General features: G+C 67.0%; 21 protein-coding genes. 12 read left to right on the plus strand and 9 right to left on the minus strand.

Annotated features, from left to right (window positions below):
- The 9 genes from NV401_RS08960 to mazG all read left to right on the plus strand — a co-directional run.
- Positions 1–330: SPOR domain-containing protein (locus NV401_RS08960; protein ID WP_261294076.1), on the plus strand; the 330-nt coding region annotated here is incomplete at its 5' end.
- A gap of 29 nt (positions 331–359) precedes the next feature.
- Entirely contained in the window at positions 360–1,535 is a 1,176-nt protein-coding gene (locus NV401_RS08965; protein WP_261294077.1) for a D-alanyl-D-alanine carboxypeptidase family protein, read from the plus strand.
- Complete coding sequence (tmk, locus tag NV401_RS08970) at positions 1,532–2,158, plus strand: dTMP kinase (RefSeq protein ID WP_261294078.1); 627 nt, start codon at positions 1,532–1,534, stop codon at positions 2,156–2,158. The genes NV401_RS08965 and tmk overlap by 4 nt, the downstream gene beginning before the upstream one ends.
- On the plus strand, positions 2,155–3,138 hold the full coding sequence (locus tag NV401_RS08975; protein ID WP_261294079.1) for an AAA family ATPase: 984 nt from the start codon (positions 2,155–2,157) through the stop codon (positions 3,136–3,138). Before tmk ends, NV401_RS08975 begins: the two co-directional genes overlap by 4 nt.
- Positions 3,139–3,209: 71 nt before the next feature.
- A complete protein-coding gene (gene metG / locus NV401_RS08980) occupies positions 3,210–4,730 on the plus strand; it encodes a methionine--tRNA ligase (protein WP_261294080.1) in 1,521 nt (506 codons plus the stop codon).
- Positions 4,730–5,506, plus strand: coding sequence for a TatD family hydrolase (locus NV401_RS08985; RefSeq protein ID WP_261294081.1), 777 nt, complete (start codon positions 4,730–4,732; stop codon positions 5,504–5,506). The genes metG and NV401_RS08985 overlap by 1 nt, the downstream gene beginning before the upstream one ends.
- Before the next feature lie 153 nt (positions 5,507–5,659).
- The gene (locus NV401_RS08990; protein ID WP_261294082.1) at positions 5,660–6,424 is read left to right on the plus strand and encodes an MBL fold metallo-hydrolase; all 765 of its coding nucleotides are present in this window, start codon (positions 5,660–5,662) and stop codon (positions 6,422–6,424) included.
- A 10-nt stretch (positions 6,425–6,434) separates the two neighbouring features.
- Positions 6,435–7,073 (plus strand): retropepsin-like aspartic protease family protein, encoded by a 639-nt coding sequence (locus NV401_RS08995; protein ID WP_261294083.1) that lies wholly within the window; start codon positions 6,435–6,437, stop codon positions 7,071–7,073.
- A gap of 32 nt (positions 7,074–7,105) precedes the next feature.
- Positions 7,106–7,891 carry a nucleoside triphosphate pyrophosphohydrolase gene (gene mazG, locus NV401_RS09000; RefSeq protein WP_261294084.1) on the plus strand — a complete coding sequence of 262 codons (786 nt, stop codon included), beginning with the start codon at positions 7,106–7,108 and terminating at the stop codon, positions 7,889–7,891.
- Positions 7,892–7,923: 32 nt separating this feature from the next.
- On the opposite strand, the gene hflX is transcribed toward mazG, so the two are convergent.
- From hflX to dusB, 7 genes are all read right to left on the minus strand, one after another.
- A complete protein-coding gene (hflX, locus tag NV401_RS09005; protein ID WP_261294085.1) occupies positions 7,924–9,216 on the minus strand; it encodes a GTPase HflX in 1,293 nt (430 codons plus the stop codon).
- The gene (hfq, locus tag NV401_RS09010) at positions 9,213–9,704 is read right to left on the minus strand and encodes an RNA chaperone Hfq (RefSeq protein ID WP_261294086.1); all 492 of its coding nucleotides are present in this window, start codon (positions 9,702–9,704) and stop codon (positions 9,213–9,215) included. The genes hflX and hfq overlap by 4 nt, the downstream gene beginning before the upstream one ends.
- A gap of 286 nt (positions 9,705–9,990) precedes the next feature.
- On the minus strand, positions 9,991–11,364 hold the full coding sequence (ntrX, locus tag NV401_RS09015; protein ID WP_261294087.1) for a nitrogen assimilation response regulator NtrX: 1,374 nt from the start codon (positions 11,362–11,364) through the stop codon (positions 9,991–9,993).
- Positions 11,365–11,367: 3 nt separating this feature from the next.
- The gene (locus tag NV401_RS09020; protein WP_261294088.1) at positions 11,368–13,593 is read right to left on the minus strand and encodes a sensor histidine kinase; all 2,226 of its coding nucleotides are present in this window, start codon (positions 13,591–13,593) and stop codon (positions 11,368–11,370) included.
- A gap of 52 nt (positions 13,594–13,645) precedes the next feature.
- Positions 13,646–15,094 (minus strand): nitrogen regulation protein NR(I), encoded by a 1,449-nt coding sequence (gene ntrC, locus NV401_RS09025; protein ID WP_261294089.1) that lies wholly within the window; start codon positions 15,092–15,094, stop codon positions 13,646–13,648.
- On the minus strand, positions 15,094–16,167 hold the full coding sequence (locus tag NV401_RS09030) for a two-component system sensor histidine kinase NtrB (RefSeq protein WP_261294090.1): 1,074 nt from the start codon (positions 16,165–16,167) through the stop codon (positions 15,094–15,096). Before NV401_RS09030 ends, ntrC begins: the two co-directional genes overlap by 1 nt.
- Positions 16,167–17,165, minus strand: coding sequence for a tRNA dihydrouridine synthase DusB (dusB, locus tag NV401_RS09035; protein WP_261294091.1), 999 nt, complete (start codon positions 17,163–17,165; stop codon positions 16,167–16,169). Before dusB ends, NV401_RS09030 begins: the two co-directional genes overlap by 1 nt.
- Before the next feature lie 85 nt (positions 17,166–17,250).
- Here dusB and ispF point away from each other — a divergent pair, with 85 nt between their 5' ends.
- Genes ispF through NV401_RS09050 form a run of 3 tightly spaced genes read left to right on the plus strand, consistent with a single transcriptional unit; the run spans position 17,251 to position 19,558 of the window.
- Positions 17,251–18,495, plus strand: coding sequence for a 2-C-methyl-D-erythritol 2,4-cyclodiphosphate synthase (ispF, locus tag NV401_RS09040; protein WP_261294092.1), 1,245 nt, complete (start codon positions 17,251–17,253; stop codon positions 18,493–18,495).
- On the plus strand, positions 18,492–19,043 hold the full coding sequence (locus tag NV401_RS09045) for a hypothetical protein (protein ID WP_261294093.1): 552 nt from the start codon (positions 18,492–18,494) through the stop codon (positions 19,041–19,043). Before ispF ends, NV401_RS09045 begins: the two co-directional genes overlap by 4 nt.
- Positions 19,040–19,558: a CinA family protein gene (locus NV401_RS09050; RefSeq protein ID WP_261294094.1), complete on the plus strand. Its 519-nt coding sequence runs from the start codon at positions 19,040–19,042 to the stop codon at positions 19,556–19,558. Before NV401_RS09045 ends, NV401_RS09050 begins: the two co-directional genes overlap by 4 nt.
- Here the strand turns inward: NV401_RS09050 and NV401_RS09055 are convergent.
- The gene (locus NV401_RS09055; RefSeq protein WP_261294095.1) at positions 19,507–19,980 is read right to left on the minus strand and encodes a type II toxin-antitoxin system RatA family toxin; all 474 of its coding nucleotides are present in this window, start codon (positions 19,978–19,980) and stop codon (positions 19,507–19,509) included. The two genes, NV401_RS09050 and NV401_RS09055, sit on opposite strands and share 52 nt — an antisense overlap.
- The gene (gene lipA / locus NV401_RS09060) at positions 19,980–20,900 is read right to left on the minus strand and encodes a lipoyl synthase (RefSeq protein WP_261294096.1); all 921 of its coding nucleotides are present in this window, start codon (positions 20,898–20,900) and stop codon (positions 19,980–19,982) included. Before lipA ends, NV401_RS09055 begins: the two co-directional genes overlap by 1 nt.
- Positions 20,901–21,004 lie beyond the last annotated feature (104 nt).

The raw sequence follows: 21,004 nt of genomic DNA on the forward strand, positions 1-21,004 counted from the left end.
CGCCTCGGCCCGGCCGCACCGGTGCGCGGCGCGGCAACGCCGGCGCGGCCCGCCCGCCCGGTGCCCGGCACCAGCTACGCGCCCCCCGCACCCCGTCCCGCCCCGGTGCGCGCGCCGGTGACCGCCGGTCTGTTCGTGCAGGTTGCGGCATTGTCGAACGAGGGCAGGGCGCAGGCGCTCGCCACCAGCCTGGGCGGGCGCGTGCAACGGGCCGGCGCGCTGTTCCGCGTGCAGATTGGGCCGTATGCAAATACCGCTTCGGCGCAACGCGCACGTGACGACGTCGCCCGGCGCGGCTATGGAGATGCCCGGATCGTAACCACGAACTGAGCTTCTCCTCCTAGCGCCACGGACTGATCATGAAGAAACTGCTCGCCGCCACCATCCTCACGCCTGCGCTGCTGATTGCCAATCCGGGCCTGGCCGAGGCACCCGATTTCCCGACCCCGGCGCCGGTCGCCTACCTGACCGATCTGTCGACCGGAGCGGTGCTGTTTTCCAAGGATGCCGATCGCCGCATGCCGCCGGCATCGATGGCCAAGATGATGACGGTGTATGTCGCGTTCGACATGCTCAAGAAGGGCGAGATCAAGCTCGGCCAGAAATTCGACGTGCGCCCCGAGACGTGGCAGCGCTGGCACGGACCCGCGGCGGGCTCGACCATGTTCCTGTCGACCGGCGAGCAGGTCAGCGTGGAGAATCTGCTCAAGGGCATCGTCACCCTGTCGGGCAACGACGCCTGCGTGGTGCTGGCCGAGGGCATTTCGGGAACCGAGCCGGCGTTCACGTCGCGCATGAACGAGGCGGCCAAGCAGTTGGGCCTGACCAACAGCCATTTCGGCACCTCGAACGGCTGGCCCGATAACGGCGTGACGTTTGTCACGGCGCGCGACCTGGCCAAGCTGGCGGCGGCGACGATCCAGAACTTCCCGGATTATTACAAGAAGTTCTATTCGCTGCCGAGCTTCACCTGGGGCAAGACGCTGGGCGCGGGCGCCGACATCACGCAGCAGAATCGCGATCCGTTGCTCGGCCGCGTCGCCGGCGCCGATGGCCTCAAGACCGGCCATACCGAGGAAGCCGGCTACGGCTTTACCGGTTCCGCGACGCAGAACGGCCGCCGCTTGGTGATGGTGATGGCTGGCCTCACCAGCTCGAACCAGCGCATGGAAGAGTCGGTCAAGTTCATGAACTGGGGCTTCCGCTCGTGGCAGGCCAAGCCGATCGCCGCCAAGGGGCGCAAGATCGAGACCGCCGAGGTCCAACTGGGCGATGCCGCGACCGTCGGGCTCGTCGCGCCGACCAATCTGACCGTTACGCTGCCGGCCGGCGCTGCACCGGCGCTGTCGGGCAAGGTGGTCTATGACGGCCCGATCAAGGCGCCGATCAAGGCCGGGCAGCATATCGCCGATCTGGTGATCAGCTCGCCGGACCTGCCCGAGCAGCGCCTGCCGCTGGTGGCCGAGAGCGATGTCGGCGAGGCCGGCTTCTTCGGCCGCGCCTGGGCCGGGCTGACCGGCCTGTTCGGCGGGTGATCGGGCGCTTCATCTCGCTAGAAGGCGGCGAGGGGGCGGGCAAATCGACACAGGTGCGCGCGCTGGCCGCCGTGCTCGAGGCGCGCGGCGTTCCCGTGCTCGTCACGCGCGAGCCGGGCGGGAGCGAGGGGGCGGAAGCGATCCGCACGCTGCTGATGGAAGGCGCGGTGGCGCGGTGGAGCGCCCATAGCGAAGCCCTGCTGTTCGCCGCGGCGCGCGCCGATCATGTCGAGAAGACGATCCGCCCGGCGCTGGGCGCGGGCAGCTGGGTGATCTGCGACCGCTTCGTCGACAGCAGCCGTGCCTATCAGGGTGTGGTCGAAGGAATCGACGACGCCGCGGTGCTGGCGCTGCACGCCTTCGGGTCGCGCGGGCTGCTGCCCGATCGCACGTTCGTGCTGGAAGTGCCGGTCGAACAGGGGCGGGCGCGGGCCGAGGGGCGCGACGGCGCGGCGGCGGACCGCTTCGCGGCGCGGAGCGATGCGTTTCATGAGGATGTCGCCGGTGCGTTCCGCGGTTATGCGGCGCGTGAGCCGGAACGCGTGCGGCTGATCGATGCCTCGGCCAGCGCCGAAACGGTGACTTCTGCCTTGCTCGCTGGTCTGGCGGATCTGCTGCCATGACGCTTCCGCTCGGCAACAGCGCGGCGCACGACGCATTCCTGTCCGCCATCACCGGCGGATCGCTGCACCACGCCTGGCTGTTCGCCGGCCCCGAGGGCGTGGGCAAGGCGACGTTTGCCCGCATCGCTGCGCGCCGCTTGCTTGCCGACGGCGCGGGCGGCCCGCCGCTGCCGCCGGGCTACGACGTGCCGGAAAATCACCCGACCAGCCGCCTGATCGAGTCCGGCGCGCATCCCGATTACCGCGTGCTCGCGCGCGCGCCGAAGGACGACAAGGGCGGAGCCGAACTTGCCCGCTCGATCCCGATCGCGCAGGTCCGGGCGCTCAACCCGATGTTCGCGATGGCGCCGTCGCAATCGTCGCGGCGCGTGATCATCATCGACGCGATCGACGAGGTAGAGCGACCCGGCGCTTCCAACGCGCTGCTCAAGAACCTCGAGGAGCCACCACAGGGCACGATCTTCCTGCTGATCAGCCATGCGCCCGGCCGCCTGCTGCCGACGATCCGATCGCGCTGCCGCCTGCTGCGCTTCGAGGCGCTCGATGACGCGACGATGCGCGCCGTGTTGCGCGCGCAGCAGCCGATGCTGCCCGACGAGGAGGTCGCTGCGCTGATCGCGGCGGGGCAGGGCTCGCCCGGCCGAGCGCTGGGTTTTGCCGGGCTCGACATGGCGCAACTCGACGGCGCGCTGACCGCGATCGCCAGCGACGGCGATCCAAGCAATGCGCGCCGCGCAAAGCTGGCGAAACTGCTGTCGCCCAAGGCTGCGCAGCCGCGCTACGAAGCCTTCCTCGATCGCGCGCCGGCCTTCATCGCGGCAAAGGCGCCCGGGCGGCACGGCGTGGCGCTGCGCACCGCGCTCGACAGCTATGATGCGGCGCGGGCGCTGTCGGCCAGTGCGCGCGGGTTGTCGCTCGACGCGCAGGCGACGGTGTTCGAGATGGCCGGGCTGGTCGCGCGCTTGGCGCCCACCAGATAGCAGTAAGGCAGGCGCGCAGCGGCGCGCGGTGAGGCTTCAATTGCGCCCGACCTTGCTCTACAGCCGCGCACATGGACCCCTATTACATCACCACCGCGATCAGCTATCCCAATGGTCGCCCGCATATCGGCCATGCTTATGAAGCGATCGCCGCCGATGCCATCGCGCGCTTTCAGCGTCAGGCCGGCCGCGACGTCCGCTTCCAGACCGGCACCGACGAACACGGCCTCAAGATGGTCCAGGCGGCGCGCGACAAGGGCGTCCCGGTGGCCGATCTGGCAGCGGAAATGTCGGGCTATTTCCGTGCGATGGATGATGCGCTGAACATCAGCTATGATCGTTTCATCCGTACGACGGAGCCGGAGCATCACAAGGCCAGCCAGGCGATCTGGCAGGCTATGGCGGCCAATGACGATCTGTATCTCAGCCGCTACGAAGGCTGGTATTCGGTGCGCGACGAGGCGTTCTACGAAGAGAAGGAACTCGTCGACGGGGACGGGGGCAAGCTTTCCCCGCAAGGCACGCCGGTCGAATGGACGGCGGAGGAAAGCTGGTTTTTCCGCCTGTCCAAATATCAGCAGCCCCTGCTCGATCATATCGCTGCCAATCCCGATTTCATCCGGCCGGAAAGCCGCCGCAACGAGGTGACCAAGTTCATCGAAGGCGGGCTGATGGACCTGTCCGTCTCGCGCACCAGCTTCGACTGGGGCGTCAAGGTGCCGGGCAGCGATGGGCATGTGATGTACGTCTGGGTCGATGCGCTGACCAATTATCTCACCGGCGCGGGCTATCCCGACAATGCTGACGAACAAGCCAAATGGTGGCCTGCGGATCTGCACCTGATCGGCAAGGATATCGTGCGATTCCATGCGGTTTACTGGCCGGCCTTCCTGCTCTCTGCGAAGCTGGCGCTGCCCAAGACCGTGTTCGGTCACGGCTTCCTGCTCCACCGCGGCGAGAAGATGTCCAAGTCGATCGGCAACGTGGTCGATCCGATCGCATTGGCCGAGACGTTCGGCGTCGATGCGCTGCGCTATTTCCTGCTGCGCGAAGTGAGCTTCGGGCAGGACGGCTCCTATTCGGCGGAGGCGATCGTGACGCGCGCCAATGCCGATCTCGCCAATGGCCTGGGCAATCTGGCGCAGCGCTGCCTGTCGATCATCGCCAAGAACTGTGGCGGCGTCCTGCCGGCGGACACGGTCGATACGCCCGCGCCGGAACTGGGCGATATTCTCGGCAACGTCACTTCGCTGATGGCCGATCTCAAGCTCAACGAGGCGCTCGAAGCGATCTGGGAGGGCGTCCGCATCGCCAACGGCTATTTCGCCGAGATGGCGCCCTGGGCGCTCCGCAAGACCGATCCGGCGCGCGCCGATGGCGTATTGTACCACACCGCCGAAGTGGTGCGGCAACTGGCTATCCTGGTCCGCTGGGTCGTGCCGGCGAGCGCGGACAAGCTGCTCGACCTGTTGGCGCAGACACCCGACGCGCGCGACTTCGCCGCACTTGCCATGCCGTTGCAGGCCGGCATCACGCTGCCCGCGCCGCAGGGCGTGTTTCCGCGGCTCGACCTGCCGGCGGAGCCCGCCTGATGCTTGCCGACAGCCATTGCCACCTCAATTACAAGGGGTTGGCCGAGGATCAGCAGGCCGTGCTCGAACGCGCGCGGGCGCGCGGCGTGACGGCGATGCTCAACATCGCGACACGCGAGAGCGAATGGGATGACGTGCTGGCCACCGCCGAGCGTGAGGCGGACGTGTGGGCGACGGTCGGCATCCATCCGCACGAGGCGGACAAGCATTCCCATATCGATACCGCCAAGCTGATCGAGCGCGCGCGGCATCCGCGCGTTGTCGGCATTGGCGAAAGCGGGCTGGATTATTTTTACGATCATAGCGATCGCGCGCGGCAGCAGGCGAGCTTCCGCGCGCATCTCGCGGCGTGCCGCGAGACACAGCTACCGATCATCGTCCATACGCGCGACGCCGAGGAGGATACCGCTGCAATCCTGCGCGAGGAGCTGGGGAAGGGGCCCTATCCAGGCGTGATCCACTGCTTCACGGCGAGCGGCGCGTTTGCGGATATCGCGCTCGATCTCGGCTTTTACATCTCGATCTCGGGCATCGTGACGTTCAAGAACGCCAAGGATTTGCAGGAAACCGCCGCCGGGCTGCCGCTTGAGCGCCTGCTGATCGAGACCGACGCGCCGTTCCTGGCGCCGGTGCCGCATCGCGGGAAGACCGGGGAGCCGGCTTTCGTCGCCGACACGGCGGCGTTCCTAGCGACGCTGCGTAGCGAAAGCGTCGAGGAACTGAGCGAGGCGACAGCGCGTAACTTCCATTGCCTGTTCGCCAAGACGGTCCAGTGAAAGCCGTCCTGCACCTTCATACCACTCCGGCGAACGCCGGGGCCCAGTAGCGGCGGCTCAGGCAATGAAGCGCGACACCAGCCAACGTCTGTTCCACGACTGGGCCCCGGCGTTCGCCGGGGTGGCACACGGGTCACGATCGCGCGCAACGATATGAAGATCCGCATCCTCGGTTCCGGCACCTCGTCGGGCGTGCCGCGCATCGGCAACGACTGGGGCGCCTGCGATCCCAACGACCCGCACAACCGCCGCACGCGGGCCTCGGCGATCGTCGAGACCGCAACGACGCGGATCCTGATCGATACCAGCCCGGACTTGCGCGAACAGTTGCTTGCCGCCGAGATCGGCGAGGTCGATGCGGTGATCTGGACGCACGATCATGCCGATCACTGCCATGGCATCGATGATCTGCGGCAGATCTATCACGCGCGCGGCACGCCGGTGCGCGGTCTCGCGCGGAGCGAGACACTGGGTCATCTCATGACCCGCTTCGGCTATGTGTTCAGTGGGCACGCAGGATATCCGCCGACGGTTGCTGGGGAGGAATTGCCCGACAAGGTGCGCATCGGCGATATCGAGATACAGGTCGTCGATCAGCCGCACGGCAATATCTTCTCGGCCGGCCTGCGCTTCGAATCGAACGGAAAATCGATCGGCTATGCCACTGATTTCAATATCTTAACCAACGATATGCGAAGATTATATCATGGCCTCGATATCTGGGTGGTCGATGCGCTGCGCCGCTTTCCGCATCCGTCTCACCCGCAACTGTCCGAAGTGTTGCAGTGGATCGAGCAGCTGCAACCGACACGATCGGCGCTGATCCATATGGACCAGTCGCTGGATTATGCCACATTGCTGGGCGAACTGCCGCCTGGGGTGGAGCCTGGCTATGACGGGTTGGAGCTGATCGCATGAAGTCGATCCGATGAGCGACGGGCCGGGCTTCGCCTATCTGCTGCTGATGCTGATCCTGCCATTGTCCGCGCTCGCGGCGCGGCGCCTGCCGCTCGGCAGCATGGCCAAGATGGCGCTGGGCTGGGTAGCGATCTTCGCCGTACTGATCCTGGCGGTCGGCAATTGGGAGCGCGTCGCGCCCGCGTTCCGCGCGCTTGGCGATACGCTCGGGATCAGCGACCAATCCGTGTCGGGCGATACGGTCAGGATTCGCAAGGGCGAGGACGGCCATTTCTGGGCCAATGTCGTGGTGAACGGCGTCGAGCGGCGGATGTTGATCGATAGCGGCGCAACCACCACGGCAATCTCGACCGACACGGCGACGGCCGCTGGCATCGACCTTGACGAGGACGCGTTCAACACGCTGATCGACACAGCCAACGGGACGATCAGCGCCCGGCGGGCCACAGGCAAGACGATCGACATTGGCGGCATCCATGCGCGGGACATCGGCGTCGTCGTATCGCCGGCCTTTGGCGATACCAACGTGATCGGCATGAACTTCCTGTCGCGGCTCAAATCGTGGCGCGTCGAGGGGAATGTCTTGGTGCTCCAACCGAAGGGCGGCTTGGTGTCCGACAGCGACGCACTTTCCCCGAACAGCATCTGAGTTTAACATAATGCTTATTATCGGATTTGATTATGCAGGATGAGCGGGGGGGATCTTCATCCCCCGTCGGCGGGATCGATCGGCTGGTGGCGATCATGGCGCGGCTGCGTGATCCCGTCGGCGGGTGCGCATGGGATGCGGCGCAGGATTTCGCGTCGATCGCGCCGTACACGATCGAGGAAGCCTATGAGGTTGCCGACGCGATCGCGCGGCACGATATGGCCGATCTCAAGGACGAACTTGGCGATCTGCTGCTGCAGGTCATTTTTCACAGTCGTATCGCCGAGGAAGCCGGCCATTTCGCGCTGGCCGACGTGGCGACCGCGATCATCGACAAGATGGAACGGCGCCACCCGCATATTTTCGGCGATACGCCGGATGGCGGTCATCATCTGTGGGAGCAGATCAAGGCCGAGGAGCGTGCCGGCAAAGGCGCGAGTGGCGCGCTCGACGGTGTGGCGATCGGCCTGCCCGCTTTGCTCCGCGCCGAGAAGCTGCAGAAGCGCGCGGCGCGCACCGGGTTCGACTGGCCGGATGGGGCGGGGCCGCGCGCCAAGGTGATCGAGGAAATCGCCGAGATCGATGCCGCCTCCGCGGCCGAACGCGAGGGCGAAATCGGCGATTTGCTATTCTCGGTGGTCAATTGGGCGCGACATCTGGGCGTCGATCCGGAGGCGGCGTTGCGGGCGACGAATGCCAAGTTCGAGGCGCGGTTCGCGGCGATGGAAGCACAGGCCGGCGATGGTTTTGCCGGGCTCGATCTGGACGCCAAGGAAGCTTTGTGGCGGATAGCTAAGTCACTGGAATCAAAAGCCTAATCTTGAACTCTGGCGAGGGGCGCTGCCCCCGCCTACCCCGCGCGCTGCGCGAACCGCTCGAAATCGCGCGGCGCCATGCGCACGTCGTAACTGGCGCGATCGCCTTCGACGTCCTGGCTCAGCACTTCGCCGTGGGCATGAAGCCAGGCCGCGGCCGCGCCGTCGCCGGCATCGAGCTCGATATGATAATCACGGTGCCCTTCGGTGACCATTCTGGCGATCGCGTCGAGCAGGCCCGGGACCCCTTCCCCGCTCAGCGCCGAGATCGCCACGACATCGTCGCGGCGCTGCGCTTCGCCGAGCAGTTCGACACGCTCTTCCTCGGGCAGCAGATCGAGCTTGTTCCACGCCTCGATCCGCGGCGTCGTCTCGTCGACACCGATATCGCGCAGTACCGCCTCGACATCGTCGCGCTGGGCGATCGTATCGGGATGCGCGATATCGCGGACGTGGATGAGCAGGTCGGCGGAGACGACTTCCTCGAGCGTCGCCTTGAACGCGGCGACCAATTGCGTCGGCAATTCGGAGACGAAGCCGACCGTATCGGACAGAATGACCTTGTCGATCCCCGGCAGGCTGATCTGGCGGAGTGTGGGATCGAGCGTGGCGAACAGCAGATCCTCGGCCATCACCTCGGCACCGGTCAGGCGGTTGAACAAGGTCGACTTGCCGGCATTGGTATAGCCGACCAAAGCGATCACCGGCCAAGGCGCGCGCTGGCGCCGGTCGCGGTGCAGACCGCGGGTGCGGCTGACCTTTTCCAATTCCTTCTTGAGCCCGGCCATGCGGTCGCGGATCAGGCGCCTGTCGGCCTCGATCTGCGTCTCGCCCGGGCCGCCAAGGAAGCCGAAGCCGCCGCGCTGGCGTTCGAGATGGGTCCAGCTGCGCACCAGGCGCCCGGCCTGGTAATCGAGATGCGCGAGTTCGACCTGCAGCCGGCCTTCGGCGGTCGCGGCGCGCTCGCCGAAGATTTCGAGGATCAGGCCGGTACGGTCGATCACCTTGGCCTTGAGCGCCTTTTCGAGATTGCGTTGCTGCACCGGGGTGAGCGCCGCATCGAACACGACGAGATCGGCCCCCTCCATCTGCACGGTGGCGGCGAGCATCTCGACCTGCCCGCTGCCGAGCAGGGTCGACGGGCGCCGATCGCGGATGCGATAGGAAACCTTGTCCGCGACGACCACGCCGATCGCCGCGGCGAGCCCTGCTGTTTCGTCGAGCCGCGCAGCGACGTCGCGTGACGACCCGCCCTGTTCGGGCAACACCACGATACAGCGTGCGCCGCGGGCGAAATCCTGCGCGTCGCGATCAAATCCAGCGGTCAATCTGCAGCCTCGTCGGTGGGTTCTTCGGCAAGGTTCAGCGGATGTGCCGGCTGGATCGTCGAGACGGCATGCTTGTAGACCAGCTGCGACATGCCGTCGCGCTGCAGCAGCATGCAGAACAGGTCGAACGCGGCGATCTGCCCCTGCAGCATGACGCCGTTGACCAGGAACATGGTGACATTGTCTTCCGACTTGCGCACCGCGTTGAGGAAGATTTCCTGCAGCAGTGGCGCGCGCTTCTGCGCCTCGCCGACCGCGTTGACGATCGCCGCGACATCCACCGTGCCCGACGGCATGATCGTAGAAATGGCGTGCTTGTAGATCAGTTGCGACTGGCCGTCCCGGCGCAGCAGCACGGAGAAGTTATCGAACCAGGTAACGATCCCCTGGAGCTTGACGCCCTTGACGAGAAACATCGTCACCGGCGTCTTGGAGCGCCGCAATGCATTCAGGAACAGGTCCTGCAGCGAAGTCTGTTTGTCGGCCATCGGCTCGATCCTTTATTTTTGGCGGGAGTTTCCCGCATGGCGCCGTTTCCCGGCGTCGGATTGCATCAGTTCCCCGTGCAGCTCTAATCTAGGGATGCGCAGGCCCGTCGTCCACCACGACAGCGAATAATAGCGTTTCCGATTAGCGGTTCAATGGTCCGGCAGGACGGCAAAGGTCGCGAAAGTCGCACGCGCTACGCGCGCGCGGAGGCGGACGATCCACGGTTCAAACAGCCGGACGATACTTTCCGACAAAATCCAACAATGCAAGCGCGCTCCGCTCCCCTTACTCGTCGCGCGTCTCGGTGATGCCGAGCAGCTTCAGCTTCCGATGCAGCGCCGAGCGCTCCATGCCGATGAAATGCGCGGTGCGCGAGATGTTGCCGGAGAAGCGGCGGATCTGCACGCGGAGATATTCGCGCTCGAACGTCTCGCGCGCTTCGCGCAGCGGGCTGCCCATGATGGCATTGCTCCCCGCGCCCATCTCACCCGGCTCGCCGAGCACTTCGGCCGGCAGAAGATCGATATCGATCCGCCCGATTCGATCGCCCGGCGCCATGATGATCGTGCGTTCGACCACGTTGCGCAGCTGGCGGACATTGCCGGGCCATTCGTAGCTCTGCAGCGCGACCATCGCGTCGGACGCGATCTCCGGCGTCGGCACGCGGCGCTCATTGGCGTAATGCGCGATGAAATGATGCACCAGCGCCGGGATGTCCTCGCGCCGCTCGCTGAGATTGGGGATCAGCACGGGCACGACGTTGAGCCGGTAATAGAGATCCTCGCGGAACCGCCCCTCGGCGATCTCGTGCACCAGATCCCGCGCGGTGGCCGAGACGACGCGGACGTCGACCTTGACGACGCGCTGCCCCCCGACCCGCGTGAAGCTCTGATCGGTCAGCACGCGCAGGATGCGGCCCTGCGTGGCGAGCGGCATGTCGGCGATCTCGTCGAGGAACAAGGTGCCGGTATGCGCCTGTTCGAGCATGCCGGGACGAACGAGATCGCCGCCCTCCTCGACACCGAACAATTCCTCCTCGACCCGTTCCGGCGTCATGCGCGCCGCGCTGACGATGATGAACGGCGCATCGGCGCGCTGGCTCCAGCCGTGCAGCAGGCGCGCAGCGACTTCCTTGCCGACCCCTGCCCCGCCCATCACCAGCACGCGGCTGCCGGTCGCGGCGACGCGCTTGAGCGTCGCGCGCACGCCGTTGATCGCGGTGGAATTGCCGGTGAGATCGGTATCGCGGCCGACGCTGGCGCGGAGCGACGCGACTTCGCGACGCAGCGCCTCGGTCTCGGTGGCGCGCGCGACCATCAGCAGGAGGCGCTCGGCCTCGAACGGCTTTTCGATGAAATCGACCGCGCCGCGCCGGATCGCCGCCACCGCCGTATCGAGATTGCCATGGCCGGAAATGACCAGGACGGGGATCGAGGGATCGCGGCGCTTGAGCTCGTCGAGCAGATCGAGCCCGTCGAGCTTCGAATTCTTCAGCCATACATCGAGCAGCACCAGCGACGGTCGCCGCGCGGCGATCGCCTCCAGCGCGGCGTCGCTGTCCGCCGCGGTGCGCGTGGCATAGCCTTCGTCTTCGAGCACGCCCGATACGAGCTCCCGGATGTCGCGTTCGTCGTCGACGATGAGGATGTCGAGCGCCATGATCTATGTCCGTGTTTTGATGAGTTCGGCGGGGCGCCGGTCGTTCTTCGAATCGATCGCGTCGTCGTCCCCGGCATCCATGCGCGCGAGCGCGGCGGCATCGAAGCGCATCGTGACGATCGTGCCGCCACCCGGCCGATCGCCGAACGACATGGTGCCGCAATGTTCCTCGACGATCTTGTTGACGATCGCGAGGCCGAGCCCGGTGCCGCGCGCCCGCGTCGTCATATAGGGCTCGGCGATGCGATCGCGCGCGGCGGGCAGGCCGACGCCGTTATCGGCCACTTCGAGGACGATCGCGCGCGCCGGATCGCCGGCGATCGTCATCGCCACCTGACCGGCATTGCCCTCGCCCTGCGCCTCGATCGCCTCGACCGCATTCTTGATGATGTTGGTCAGCGCCTGACCGATCTGGCGGCGATCGCAGACCAGATCGATGCTGGCCGGGGTGCTGACCAGCGAGAAGTGCACGCCGGGATACGCGACCTCGTGCAGGAACAGCGACTGGCGCGCGATATCGACCAAGGATTCATGCTTGAACAAGGGCTTGGGCATGCGCGCGAAGGACGAGAATTCGTCGACCATCCGGCGCAGATCGCCGACCTGGCGGACGATCGTCTCGGTCAGGCGGGCGAAGGTGCCGTCGTCATTCACGATCTGTTTGCCGTAGCGACGCTGCAGCCGCTCGGCGGCGAGCTGGATCGGGGTCAGCGGGTTCTTGATCTCATGCGCGATGCGCCGCGCGACATCCGACCAGGCGGCACGGCGCTGATCGAGCAATTGCTGCGTGATATCGTCGAAGGTGAGGATCGGGCCGGCCTCGGCACGGGCGATGCGCACCGCCAGCGTGCGCGCCTCGCCGCCGGCATCGACCTCGACGATCGCATCGCGCTGATCGGTGTCGATCAAGGCGGCGAGTTCCGGCGCGATATCGCCGAGCTTCCGGCCGACGGGGCTTTCGGCCCCGGTCTTGAGCAGATTGTTCGCCGAGCGGTTGATCAGCCGGATCGTGCCGTCGCGCCCGGTCGACACCACGCCGGCGCTGACGCCGGACATCACCGCCTCGATCAGCGCGCGGCGCGTTTCCAGCGCGCCGGTCTGTTCCTCGAGCTGGCGCGTCATCTGGTTGAAGGCATCGGCCAGCACGCCGACCTCGTCGCGCGTCTTGGGCGAGGGCACGCGGGCGGTGAGATCCCCGCCTGCCACCGCGCGCGCCGCGCCGACTAATTGCCCGACCGGCCTGACCAGACGATCGGCCACTTCCAGCGCGATCCACACCGCCACGCCGACGATGAACAGGGATACGAGCAGCAAGGCGGCGTTGAAGCGGATCTGCAGCGATCGAGATCGCGCGAGCAGATCGCGATAGTCGCCCAGCACCGCCTCGGCGCGGTCGGTCTGCGCGGTCATCGTCTTCGAATCGGTCAGGCGGGCAGTGTAGAGGTACAGGTCGGCCGCACCGGGCAGCATCGTCACGGTCTGGATGCGATCGCCCATATCGGTGATCACGCTCTTCTGCCCGCTCTTGAGCGTGGCGATCGTCTTCGCACTGACCTGTTCGGTGAGATTGCGCTCGTACGGGTTGACCAACGCGAGCGACTGGATCTCCTTTTTGGGCGAAATGGTGAAGATCGCGCTCTCGCTGAGGTTGCGATAATAGACCTGACGGCCGTAGAAATCGCGAAAGCGCGGATCGTCGATCGGCTGCTCGCGCAGCACGCTGGCAATGTCCTCGGCCATCGCCAGCGTCTCGGAATTCCAACGATCCAATTGCTGCTGATAGGAGACGCGCGCCAGCACGGTGGCGTTTTCCAGCATGCCGCGCGCCTTGTCGGAAAACCAGAATTCGACGCCGTACTGGAACAGCAGCGAAGCGAAGATCGTCACCAACAGCATCGGCACCGCGGCGACGACCGAGAACAAGGCGACGAGGCGGACGTGCAGCCGGCCGTTGCCGCCGATCGGCGACTGCGCCGCGCGTCGCATGGCGATGCGCCGGCCGAGCAGGACGAGCAACGCGACGCCGGGCACCAGGTTCGACACGAGCAACAGCGCGACCATCGGCGGGGTGAGCAGGCGCTGCGTCGATTGCTCGCCGACGATGACGAAATAGCTGACCGTGGCGACGATCACCGCGACCGCGAGCACCAGCAGTTCGACGAAGGGCGTCACGCTGAACCGGCGGTTCGTCGTTTGCGGCAAGTCCATCGCGGTGGTCTCGGCAATCATCGTGGCATTGATACAACGAGAATGTGGCCAATAGAACACACTTTCTCGCGGCCTAGCCCGCTGCCGGCTCGCCCGACCGCCCCGTCGCGGGATCGATGCCCAACGTATCGAGCCGTTTGCGCAACGTGTTGCGGTTGATTCCCAGCGCCCGCGCGGCGCGCAGCTGGTTGTGGCCGTGGCGGGCGAGCATAGCCTCGATCAGCGGGCGTTCGACCTCGCCGATGATGCGATCGTACAGCGTGCCATCGTCGAACACGGCCGGTTCCTCCCGCGCCATGCGCTCGAGCCGGCCGCGCACCGCCGCCTCGATCCCGGGATCGACCTCGACCGGCACGGCGCCCGCACTGCCGAGCATCGCGCGGACTTCGTCGGCATCGATTCGCTCGTCACGGGCGAGCACGGCCATGCGGCGCATGATATTCTCGAGCTCGCGGACGTTGCCGGGCCAGTCGTAATGTTCCAGCGCGGCGATCGCCTGCGGCTCGAGCTGCTTGCGCGGCAGGCCGCTTTCCGCCGCCTTGTCGAGGAAGTGGCGCGCCAGCGCGGCGATATCCTGGCGGCGGGCGCGCAGCGCGGGCAGCGCGATCGGCACGACGTTGAGGCGGTAAAACAGGTCCTCGCGGAACTGCCCACCGGCGACCAGACCGGCGAGATCGCGGTTGGTCGCGGCGACGATGCGCACGTCGGCGCGGATCGTGCGCGCGCCGCCGACGGTGGTGAACTCGCCCGATTGCAGCACGCGCAGCAGCCTGGTCTGCGCCTCCATCGGCATGTCGCCGATCTCGTCTAGGAACAGGGTGCCGCCGGCGGCCTGCTCGAACCGCCCGGCCGAGCGCGCCTGCGCGCCGGTGAACGCACCGCGCTCATGGCCGAACAGTTCCGCCTCGATCAGCTCGCGCGGGATCGCCGCCATGTTGAGCGCGACGAATGGCGAGCGGCGGCGGGGCCCGAGATCGTGGATCGCCTGGGCAACCAATTCCTTGCCGGTGCCCGATTCGCCCGAGATCAGCACGGTCAGGTCGTTGGAGACGACGCGCGCGATGATGCGGTACACGTCCTGCATCGCCGGCGAGCGGCCGATCAGCGGCAGCGTGCCCTCATCGCCATCGACCGCGTCGAGCGGGCCGCCGGCGCTGCGCGCCAGCGCGCCCTGCACCGCGCGCGACAGCGCGTCGAGATCGAACGGCTTGGGCAGATAGTCATAGGCGCCGACCTCGGTCGCGCGGACCGCGGTGGAGAGCGTGTTCTGCGCCGAGAGCATGATCACCGGGAGCGACGGATGCTCGGCGGTCAGCCGCGCGACGCGATCGAGCCCGTTGCCGTCGGGCAGGATCACGTCGGAGATCACCACATCGGGCGTGGTCAGCCGCAGCTGCACCTCGAATTCGGCGAACGACGCGGTGGTCGTCACCCGGTGCCCGTCGCGGCGCAGCGCTTGCGCGACGACGGTGCGGATCGCCGCATCGTCGTCGAGCACCAGGATCGTGCCGGTCTTGCTCATCATTCGCCTCGTGGCAACAGGATGCGGAAGATGGTCGCCTCGGGCGATCCCTCCCGCGCATATTGGATGATCCCGCCCATATCGCGGACCAATTTGTCGACCAGCGCCAGCCCCAGCCCCTCGCCTTCGGGCTTGCCGGAAATGAACGGGTCGAACAGGTGATCGGCGATCTCCGCCGGCGCGCCGGGGCCGTTGTCGATCACGCAGATCTCGATCGGCAGCGGGCGCCGCGCGCGGCCCGGCGCGGCGCTCACCGCCATGCCGTGGCGGTACGCGGTGGCCAGCGTGATGCGGCCGTCGGCCTGGCCCCCCAGTGCCTCGGCGGCGTTCTTGATCAGGTTGAGGATGACCTGCACCATGGCGTCACGATCGACCAGCACGGGCGGCAGCGAGGGATCGAAGCGCTCGTCGATCGGCACCTCGCGCGCGAAGCCGGCGTTGGCGACGCGGCGCACATGATCGAGCATCGGATAGATATTCTCCGGCGCGATGGTCAGCGGGCGCGTGTCGGTGAAATCCTGCATCCGATCGATCAGCGCGGCGATGCGATCGACCTCGGTGGTGATCAGCGTGGTGAGTTCGGCCGCGCCCTCGCCCGCCCCCATGCCGAGCAGTTGCGCCGCGCCGCGGATGCCGGACAGCGGATTCTTGATCTCGTGCGCGAGCATCGCCGCCGCGCCGACCGCGGCGCGCGCCGCCGACGCGCGGTCGGCACTGTGACCGAGGCGCCGCGATGCCGCGGCATGGTGCAGCGTGATCGTGCGCCAGCCCGGCCGGTCGGCAACGCCTGCCTCGATGAAGTCGGCGCGCACCCGACCGCCGCGCACCAGATCGATCTCGACATCGAAGGCGGCGAAGCCGTGGCTGTCATGCGCGGTCGAATCGCGCGGCGAGCGCAGGATCGAGTCGATCGGCTGGCCGAGCATCGCGCGCTCCGACAGGTTGAGCAGCGCCTCGCATTCGGCATTGGCATGGACCACGCGGTCGGCCGGATCGAGCACCAGCACCGCGACCGGCAGCGCGGCCAGCAGCTCCGAGAAACTCGGCCCGCCGCTGGCCCGGGCCGTCGCCATCAGGCGGCGGCGCGGCTGCGATACGGCGCGTAGAATTCCGCCAGCATCGCCTGCACCACCTTGGGGTCGGGGATCTGGTTGACGCGGTTGCGGAATTCGGCCGAACCGTGGATGCCGCGGGTGTACCAGCCGATATGCTTGCGCGCCATATTGACCCCGACCTCGTTGCCATAATGCTGCAGCATGGCGTCGTAGTGCTCGGAAATCACGTCATATTGTTCTTCGAGACTGGGATCCTCGACACGCCGCCCGGTGGCGAAATATTCCATCAGCTGGCCGAGCAGCCAGGGCCGGCCATAGGCGCCGCGACCGATCATGATACCGTCCGCGCCCGATTGCTCCAGCGCGGCTTCGGCATCCTCGATCCCGCAGATATCGCCATTGGCGATGACCGGCAGATCGACCGCATCCTTGACCTTGCGGATGAACGCCCAATCGGCATTGCCCTTGTACATCTGGTTGCGCGTGCGGCCGTGCACCGCGATCAGCTTGACGCCGAGATCCTGCGCAATCCTGGCCAGATCCGGCGCGTTGAGGCTGTCATGGCACCAGCCCATGCGCATCTTGAGCGTCACCGGCACGGTGACGGCATCGACCACGCCGCGGATGATCGCGGCGGCATTGTCGAGATCGCGCATCAGCGCGGAGCCGGCATCGCCGTTGGTCACCTTGCGCACCGGGCAGCCCATGTTGATGTCGATGATCGCCGCACCACGATCCTGGCTGAGCTTGGCCGCCTCGCCCATTTCATAGGGCGTGCAGCCGACCAGCTGCATCGACACCGGATTCTCGCTGACATGCCAGGCCGCCTTCTGCAGCGACTGGCGCGTCTCGCGGATCGCCGCCTGGCTGGCGACCATCTCGGTGACGTTGAGGCCGGAGCCGTAGCGGCGCACCAGCGTGCGGAACGGCATGTCGGTGACGCCGGTCATCGGCGCGAGCACCACGGGATGGTCGATCCGCACCGGGCCGACCTGGATGGGGGAAAGTGTTTTCATCATGTGCCTGAAAAACGGGCAGTAGCGCCGGCGGGCGAAAATGGCAAGGCTGGCGACCCCGGATCACATCCGCTAGGCGGAGCGCATGACGACGCCCCGTACAGCCGCCATCATCGTCGCCGCCGGCACCGGCACACGCAGCGGCAGCGATATGCCCAAGCAATTCGCCATGCTGGCGGGCCGACCGATGATCGCGCACAGCCTTGCCGCGCTCAGCGCGCACCCGGCCATCGACCGGGTGATCGTGGTCATCGGCGAGAATCAACAGGCGTTGCTGGGCGAGGCAGTCGCCGGTGCCGATCACGTGATCGGGGGCGCAACCAGGCGGCTATCGGTGCGCGCCGGACTGGAGGCACTGGCCAACCCTCCCCGTCACCCCGGACTTGTTCCGGGGTCCGCCGTGCCGCAAACACCGCAGCCCGAACTCACGAACCACGGTGGACCCCGGAACACGTCCGGGGTGACAGATGGGGAGTTGGTCGAGCGGGTTCTGATTCACGACGCCGCGCGCCCCTTTCTACCCGCCGCAGTGATCGATCGCCTGCTCGCCGCGCTGGACGCAGCAGACGGCGCCTTTCCCACCCTGCCCGTCGCCGACACGCTGGTCAATGCGCAGGGCGATACGGTCGACCGGACCGGCCTGTCGCGCGTTCAGACGCCGCAGGCGTTCCGCTTCGACGCGATCCTGCGCGCGCATCGCGACTGGGCGTTCGAGGAGCCGACCGACGATGCGCAGATGCTGCGGCGGCTTGGCGGCAGCGTCGCGATGGTCGAAGGAGACGTGATGCTCGACAAGATCACCTACCCCGCCGATTTCGCCGCCGCCGAGGCACGCCATGGCGCCAGCCTGATCTCGCGCAGCGCGAGCGGGTTCGATGTCCACCGCCTCGAAACCGGCGAGGAACTGTGGCTCGGCGGCGTGCTGATCCCGCACGACAAGGGCCTGTCCGGGCATAGCGACGCCGATGTCGCGCTGCACGCGATCACCGACGCGCTGCTCGGCACGATCGCGGCCGGCGATATCGGCACGCATTTCCCGCCCAGCGACCCGCAATGGAAGGGTGCCGATTCGGCGCAATTTCTCGATCATGCCGCCGGCCTGGTGCGCGCGGCGGGCGGGATCATCGATTTCATCGATCTCACCCTGATGTGCGAAGCGCCCAAGATCGGCCCGCACCGCGAGGCGATGCGGGCCCGTATCGCGGACCTGCTGCAGCTGTCGACCGCGCAGGTCAGCGTCAAGGCGACGACGACCGAACGGCTCGGCTTTACCGGGCGGGGCGAGGGAATCGCCGCGCAGGCGATGGCGACGATCAGGATTGGGGCATGATGACCGGCAGACACACGATCCGCACCGCGGCCTCCCTGTGGCTCGCGCTGGCCGCGACCACGGCGCAGGCGGCGACCCCCTGCCTGACCCAGCCGGAGGCGGAGGGGCTGGTGATCACGCTGTTGCCCGACATGCTCGACGCGGTTGGCCAGGGCTGCGCCGCCAGCCTGCCGCCGGAAGCGACGCTGCGCGCCGGGCTGCAGCCGCTGGTGGCGCGTTACCGCGCCGACGGCCCGGCGGTGCTGCCGCAGACCAAGACCGCCTTCGCCAAGCTGATCGGCCAGGGCGTGGAGGGGGTCGATCCCGATCTGATGCGCCCGGTGATCACCGCGATGATCGCGCCGATGCTGGCCAAGGAAATCAAGCCGGCGGACTGCCCCAAGGTCGAGCGCATGGTCACGCTGATCGGCCCGCTGCCGGCGCGCAACGTCGCCGGCATCGCCGTGCTGCTGTTCACGCTCGGCAGCGATGCCAAGCCGGGCCGATCGCCCTTCACGATCTGCCCCCTCCCCGCTATTCCCCCCCTTCCCGCTATGCCGAGGCCATGACGATGGACACGATCCTGCCGGCCGAACTGGTCGACGTCGCGCGGACAGTGATCGAACGCAACCTTGCGCTCGGACGCCGCGTCAGCGTGGCGGAAAGCTGCACCGGCGGGCTGGTCGCCGCCGCGCTGACCGAGATTCCGGGATCGTCCGAGGTTCTCGAGGCAAGCTTCGTGACCTATTCCAACGAGGCGAAAGTCGATCTGCTCAACGTCAGCGCCGACATCGTCGACACGTTCGGCGCGGTGTCGATCGCGGTCGCCTGGAGCATGGCGCAGGGCGCGCTGGCGGTGAGCGGCGCGGATGTCGCGGTGGCGATCACCGGGATTGCCGGGCCCGGCGGCGGATCGGACAAGAAGCCCGTCGGCACCGTGGTGTTCGCGCGGGCGGAAAAGGGCGCCGATCCGGCCGACATCGTCGCCGATCGCAAGGATTTCGGCGATCTCGGCCGCGGCGGCGTGCGGCTTCAGGCGGCGCTCTGCGCGCTCGAACTGCTGATGCCGCCGGGCGACGCATAGAGCACCGCCGCGCGCTCCTCGAAGGCGCCGATCATCTTGCGCAGCGCGGTGCCGAACACCTGGCCGGCAAGCATCTCGAACACGCGGTTCTTGAACGCGAAATCGACCGTGAAATCGACGAAACAGCCACCGTCGCCGTCCGGCCGGAAGGTCCAGTCGTTGCGCAGATATTTGAGCGGGCCATCGACATAATCGACCGACAGATGCGACGGGCGCTGCTTCTCGACCTTCGAGGTGAAGGTTTCGCGCAGCCCCTTGAAGCCGACGATCATGTCGGCGAGCATCTCGGTCTCGCTGTTCGACCGAACCCGGATGGCGGTGACCCAGGGCAGGAATTCGGCATAGCGGCCGACATCGGCGACCAGATCGAACATCTGTTCGCAGCTATAGGGCAGATGCCGGGTTTCGGAATGTTTGGGCATCAGCCGCGCGCGAGCTTCGCCTCACGCGCCGCGCGCAGCCGGGCGAAATCGTCCCCGGCATGATAGCTCGAGCGCGTCAGCGGCGACGAGGCGACGAGCATGAAGCCCTTGGCGCGGGCGATCTGCGCATAGGCATCGAACGCCTTGGGGGTGACGAAATCGAGCACCTTGGCGTGGCGCGGCGTGGGCTGGAGATATTGGCCGAGCGTCAGGAAATCGACATCGGCGCTGCGCATGTCGTCCATCACCTGATGCACCTCCATCCGCTCCTCGCCCAGCCCCATCATCATGCCGGATTTGGTGAAGATCGACGGATCGTGCCGCTTGACGCTCTCCAGCAGCCGCAGCGAGGCATAATAGCGCGCGCCGGGGCGGATCGTCGGGTAGAGCCGCGGCACCGTCTCGAGATTGTGATTGTAGACGTCGGGGCGCGCCTCGACGATCGATTCGACCGCGGCCTGCGCCTTGTTGCGGAAATCGGGGGTGAGAATCTCGATCGTCGTGGTCGGCGTGGTCGCGCGCAGCGCCTGGATCACGCGGACGAACTGCGACGCACCGCCATCGGGCAGATCGTCGCGATCGACCGAGGTGACGACGATATGCTGCAATCCCATCTGCAACGCCGCATCGGCGACATTCTGCGGCTCAAGCCGGTCAACCGCGCGCGGCATGCCGGTCTTGACGTTGCAGAAGGCGCAGGCGCGCGTGCAGGTGTCGCCCAGGATCATGACCGTCGCGTGCTTCTTGCTCCAGCACTCGCCGATATTCGGGCAGGCCGCTTCCTCGCACACGGTGGTCAGGCTTTTCGCGCGCATCAGATCGCGCGTTGCGGCGAAGCCGGCCGAGGTCGGCGCCTTGACGCGCAGCCAGTCGGGCTTGCGTTCGCGGGGCGGACGGGCGAGCGGGGACATCTCGTTCATGCGGTGCAGATAGCGATGCAGCGCGACCGACACAACTCGCCCGCCATGGACCTTTTCGCGCGACCAGCCTTTCTAGCGGCCTGTTCGTCAACTCAACGAGGATC

Source organism: Sphingomonas hylomeconis, assembly GCF_025370105.1.
In the GTDB taxonomy this organism is placed as follows: Bacteria; Pseudomonadota; Alphaproteobacteria; order Sphingomonadales; family Sphingomonadaceae; genus Sphingomonas; species Sphingomonas hylomeconis.

Coding starts and splice junctions, on each gene's coding strand:
- NV401_RS09045 (WP_261294093.1), top strand. CDS start 18,492: ATGATGACCGGCAGACACACGATCCGCACCGCGGCCTCCCTGTGGCTC.
- mazG (WP_261294084.1), top strand. CDS start 7,106: ATGCAGGATGAGCGGGGGGGATCTTCATCCCCCGTCGGCGGGATCGAT.
- NV401_RS09030 (WP_261294090.1), bottom strand. CDS start 16,167: ATGGCGACGGCCCGGGCCAGCGGCGGGCCGAGTTTCTCGGAGCTGCTG.
- NV401_RS09020 (WP_261294088.1), bottom strand. CDS start 13,593: ATGATTGCCGAGACCACCGCGATGGACTTGCCGCAAACGACGAACCGC.
- NV401_RS08990 (WP_261294082.1), top strand. CDS start 5,660: ATGAAGATCCGCATCCTCGGTTCCGGCACCTCGTCGGGCGTGCCGCGC.
- metG (WP_261294080.1), top strand. CDS start 3,210: ATGGACCCCTATTACATCACCACCGCGATCAGCTATCCCAATGGTCGC.
- NV401_RS08995 (WP_261294083.1), top strand. CDS start 6,435: ATGAGCGACGGGCCGGGCTTCGCCTATCTGCTGCTGATGCTGATCCTG.
- NV401_RS08985 (WP_261294081.1), top strand. CDS start 4,730: ATGCTTGCCGACAGCCATTGCCACCTCAATTACAAGGGGTTGGCCGAG.
- ntrX (WP_261294087.1), bottom strand. CDS start 11,364: ATGGCGCTCGACATCCTCATCGTCGACGACGAACGCGACATCCGGGAG.
- ispF (WP_261294092.1), top strand. CDS start 17,251: ATGACGACGCCCCGTACAGCCGCCATCATCGTCGCCGCCGGCACCGGC.
- dusB (WP_261294091.1), bottom strand. CDS start 17,165: ATGAAAACACTTTCCCCCATCCAGGTCGGCCCGGTGCGGATCGACCAT.
- NV401_RS09050 (WP_261294094.1), top strand. CDS start 19,040: ATGACGATGGACACGATCCTGCCGGCCGAACTGGTCGACGTCGCGCGG.
- NV401_RS08965 (WP_261294077.1), top strand. CDS start 360: ATGAAGAAACTGCTCGCCGCCACCATCCTCACGCCTGCGCTGCTGATT.
- lipA (WP_261294096.1), bottom strand. CDS start 20,900: ATGAACGAGATGTCCCCGCTCGCCCGTCCGCCCCGCGAACGCAAGCCC.
- NV401_RS08975 (WP_261294079.1), top strand. CDS start 2,155: ATGACGCTTCCGCTCGGCAACAGCGCGGCGCACGACGCATTCCTGTCC.
- hfq (WP_261294086.1), bottom strand. CDS start 9,704: ATGGCCGACAAACAGACTTCGCTGCAGGACCTGTTCCTGAATGCATTG.
- NV401_RS09055 (WP_261294095.1), bottom strand. CDS start 19,980: ATGCCCAAACATTCCGAAACCCGGCATCTGCCCTATAGCTGCGAACAG.
- ntrC (WP_261294089.1), bottom strand. CDS start 15,094: ATGAGCAAGACCGGCACGATCCTGGTGCTCGACGACGATGCGGCGATC.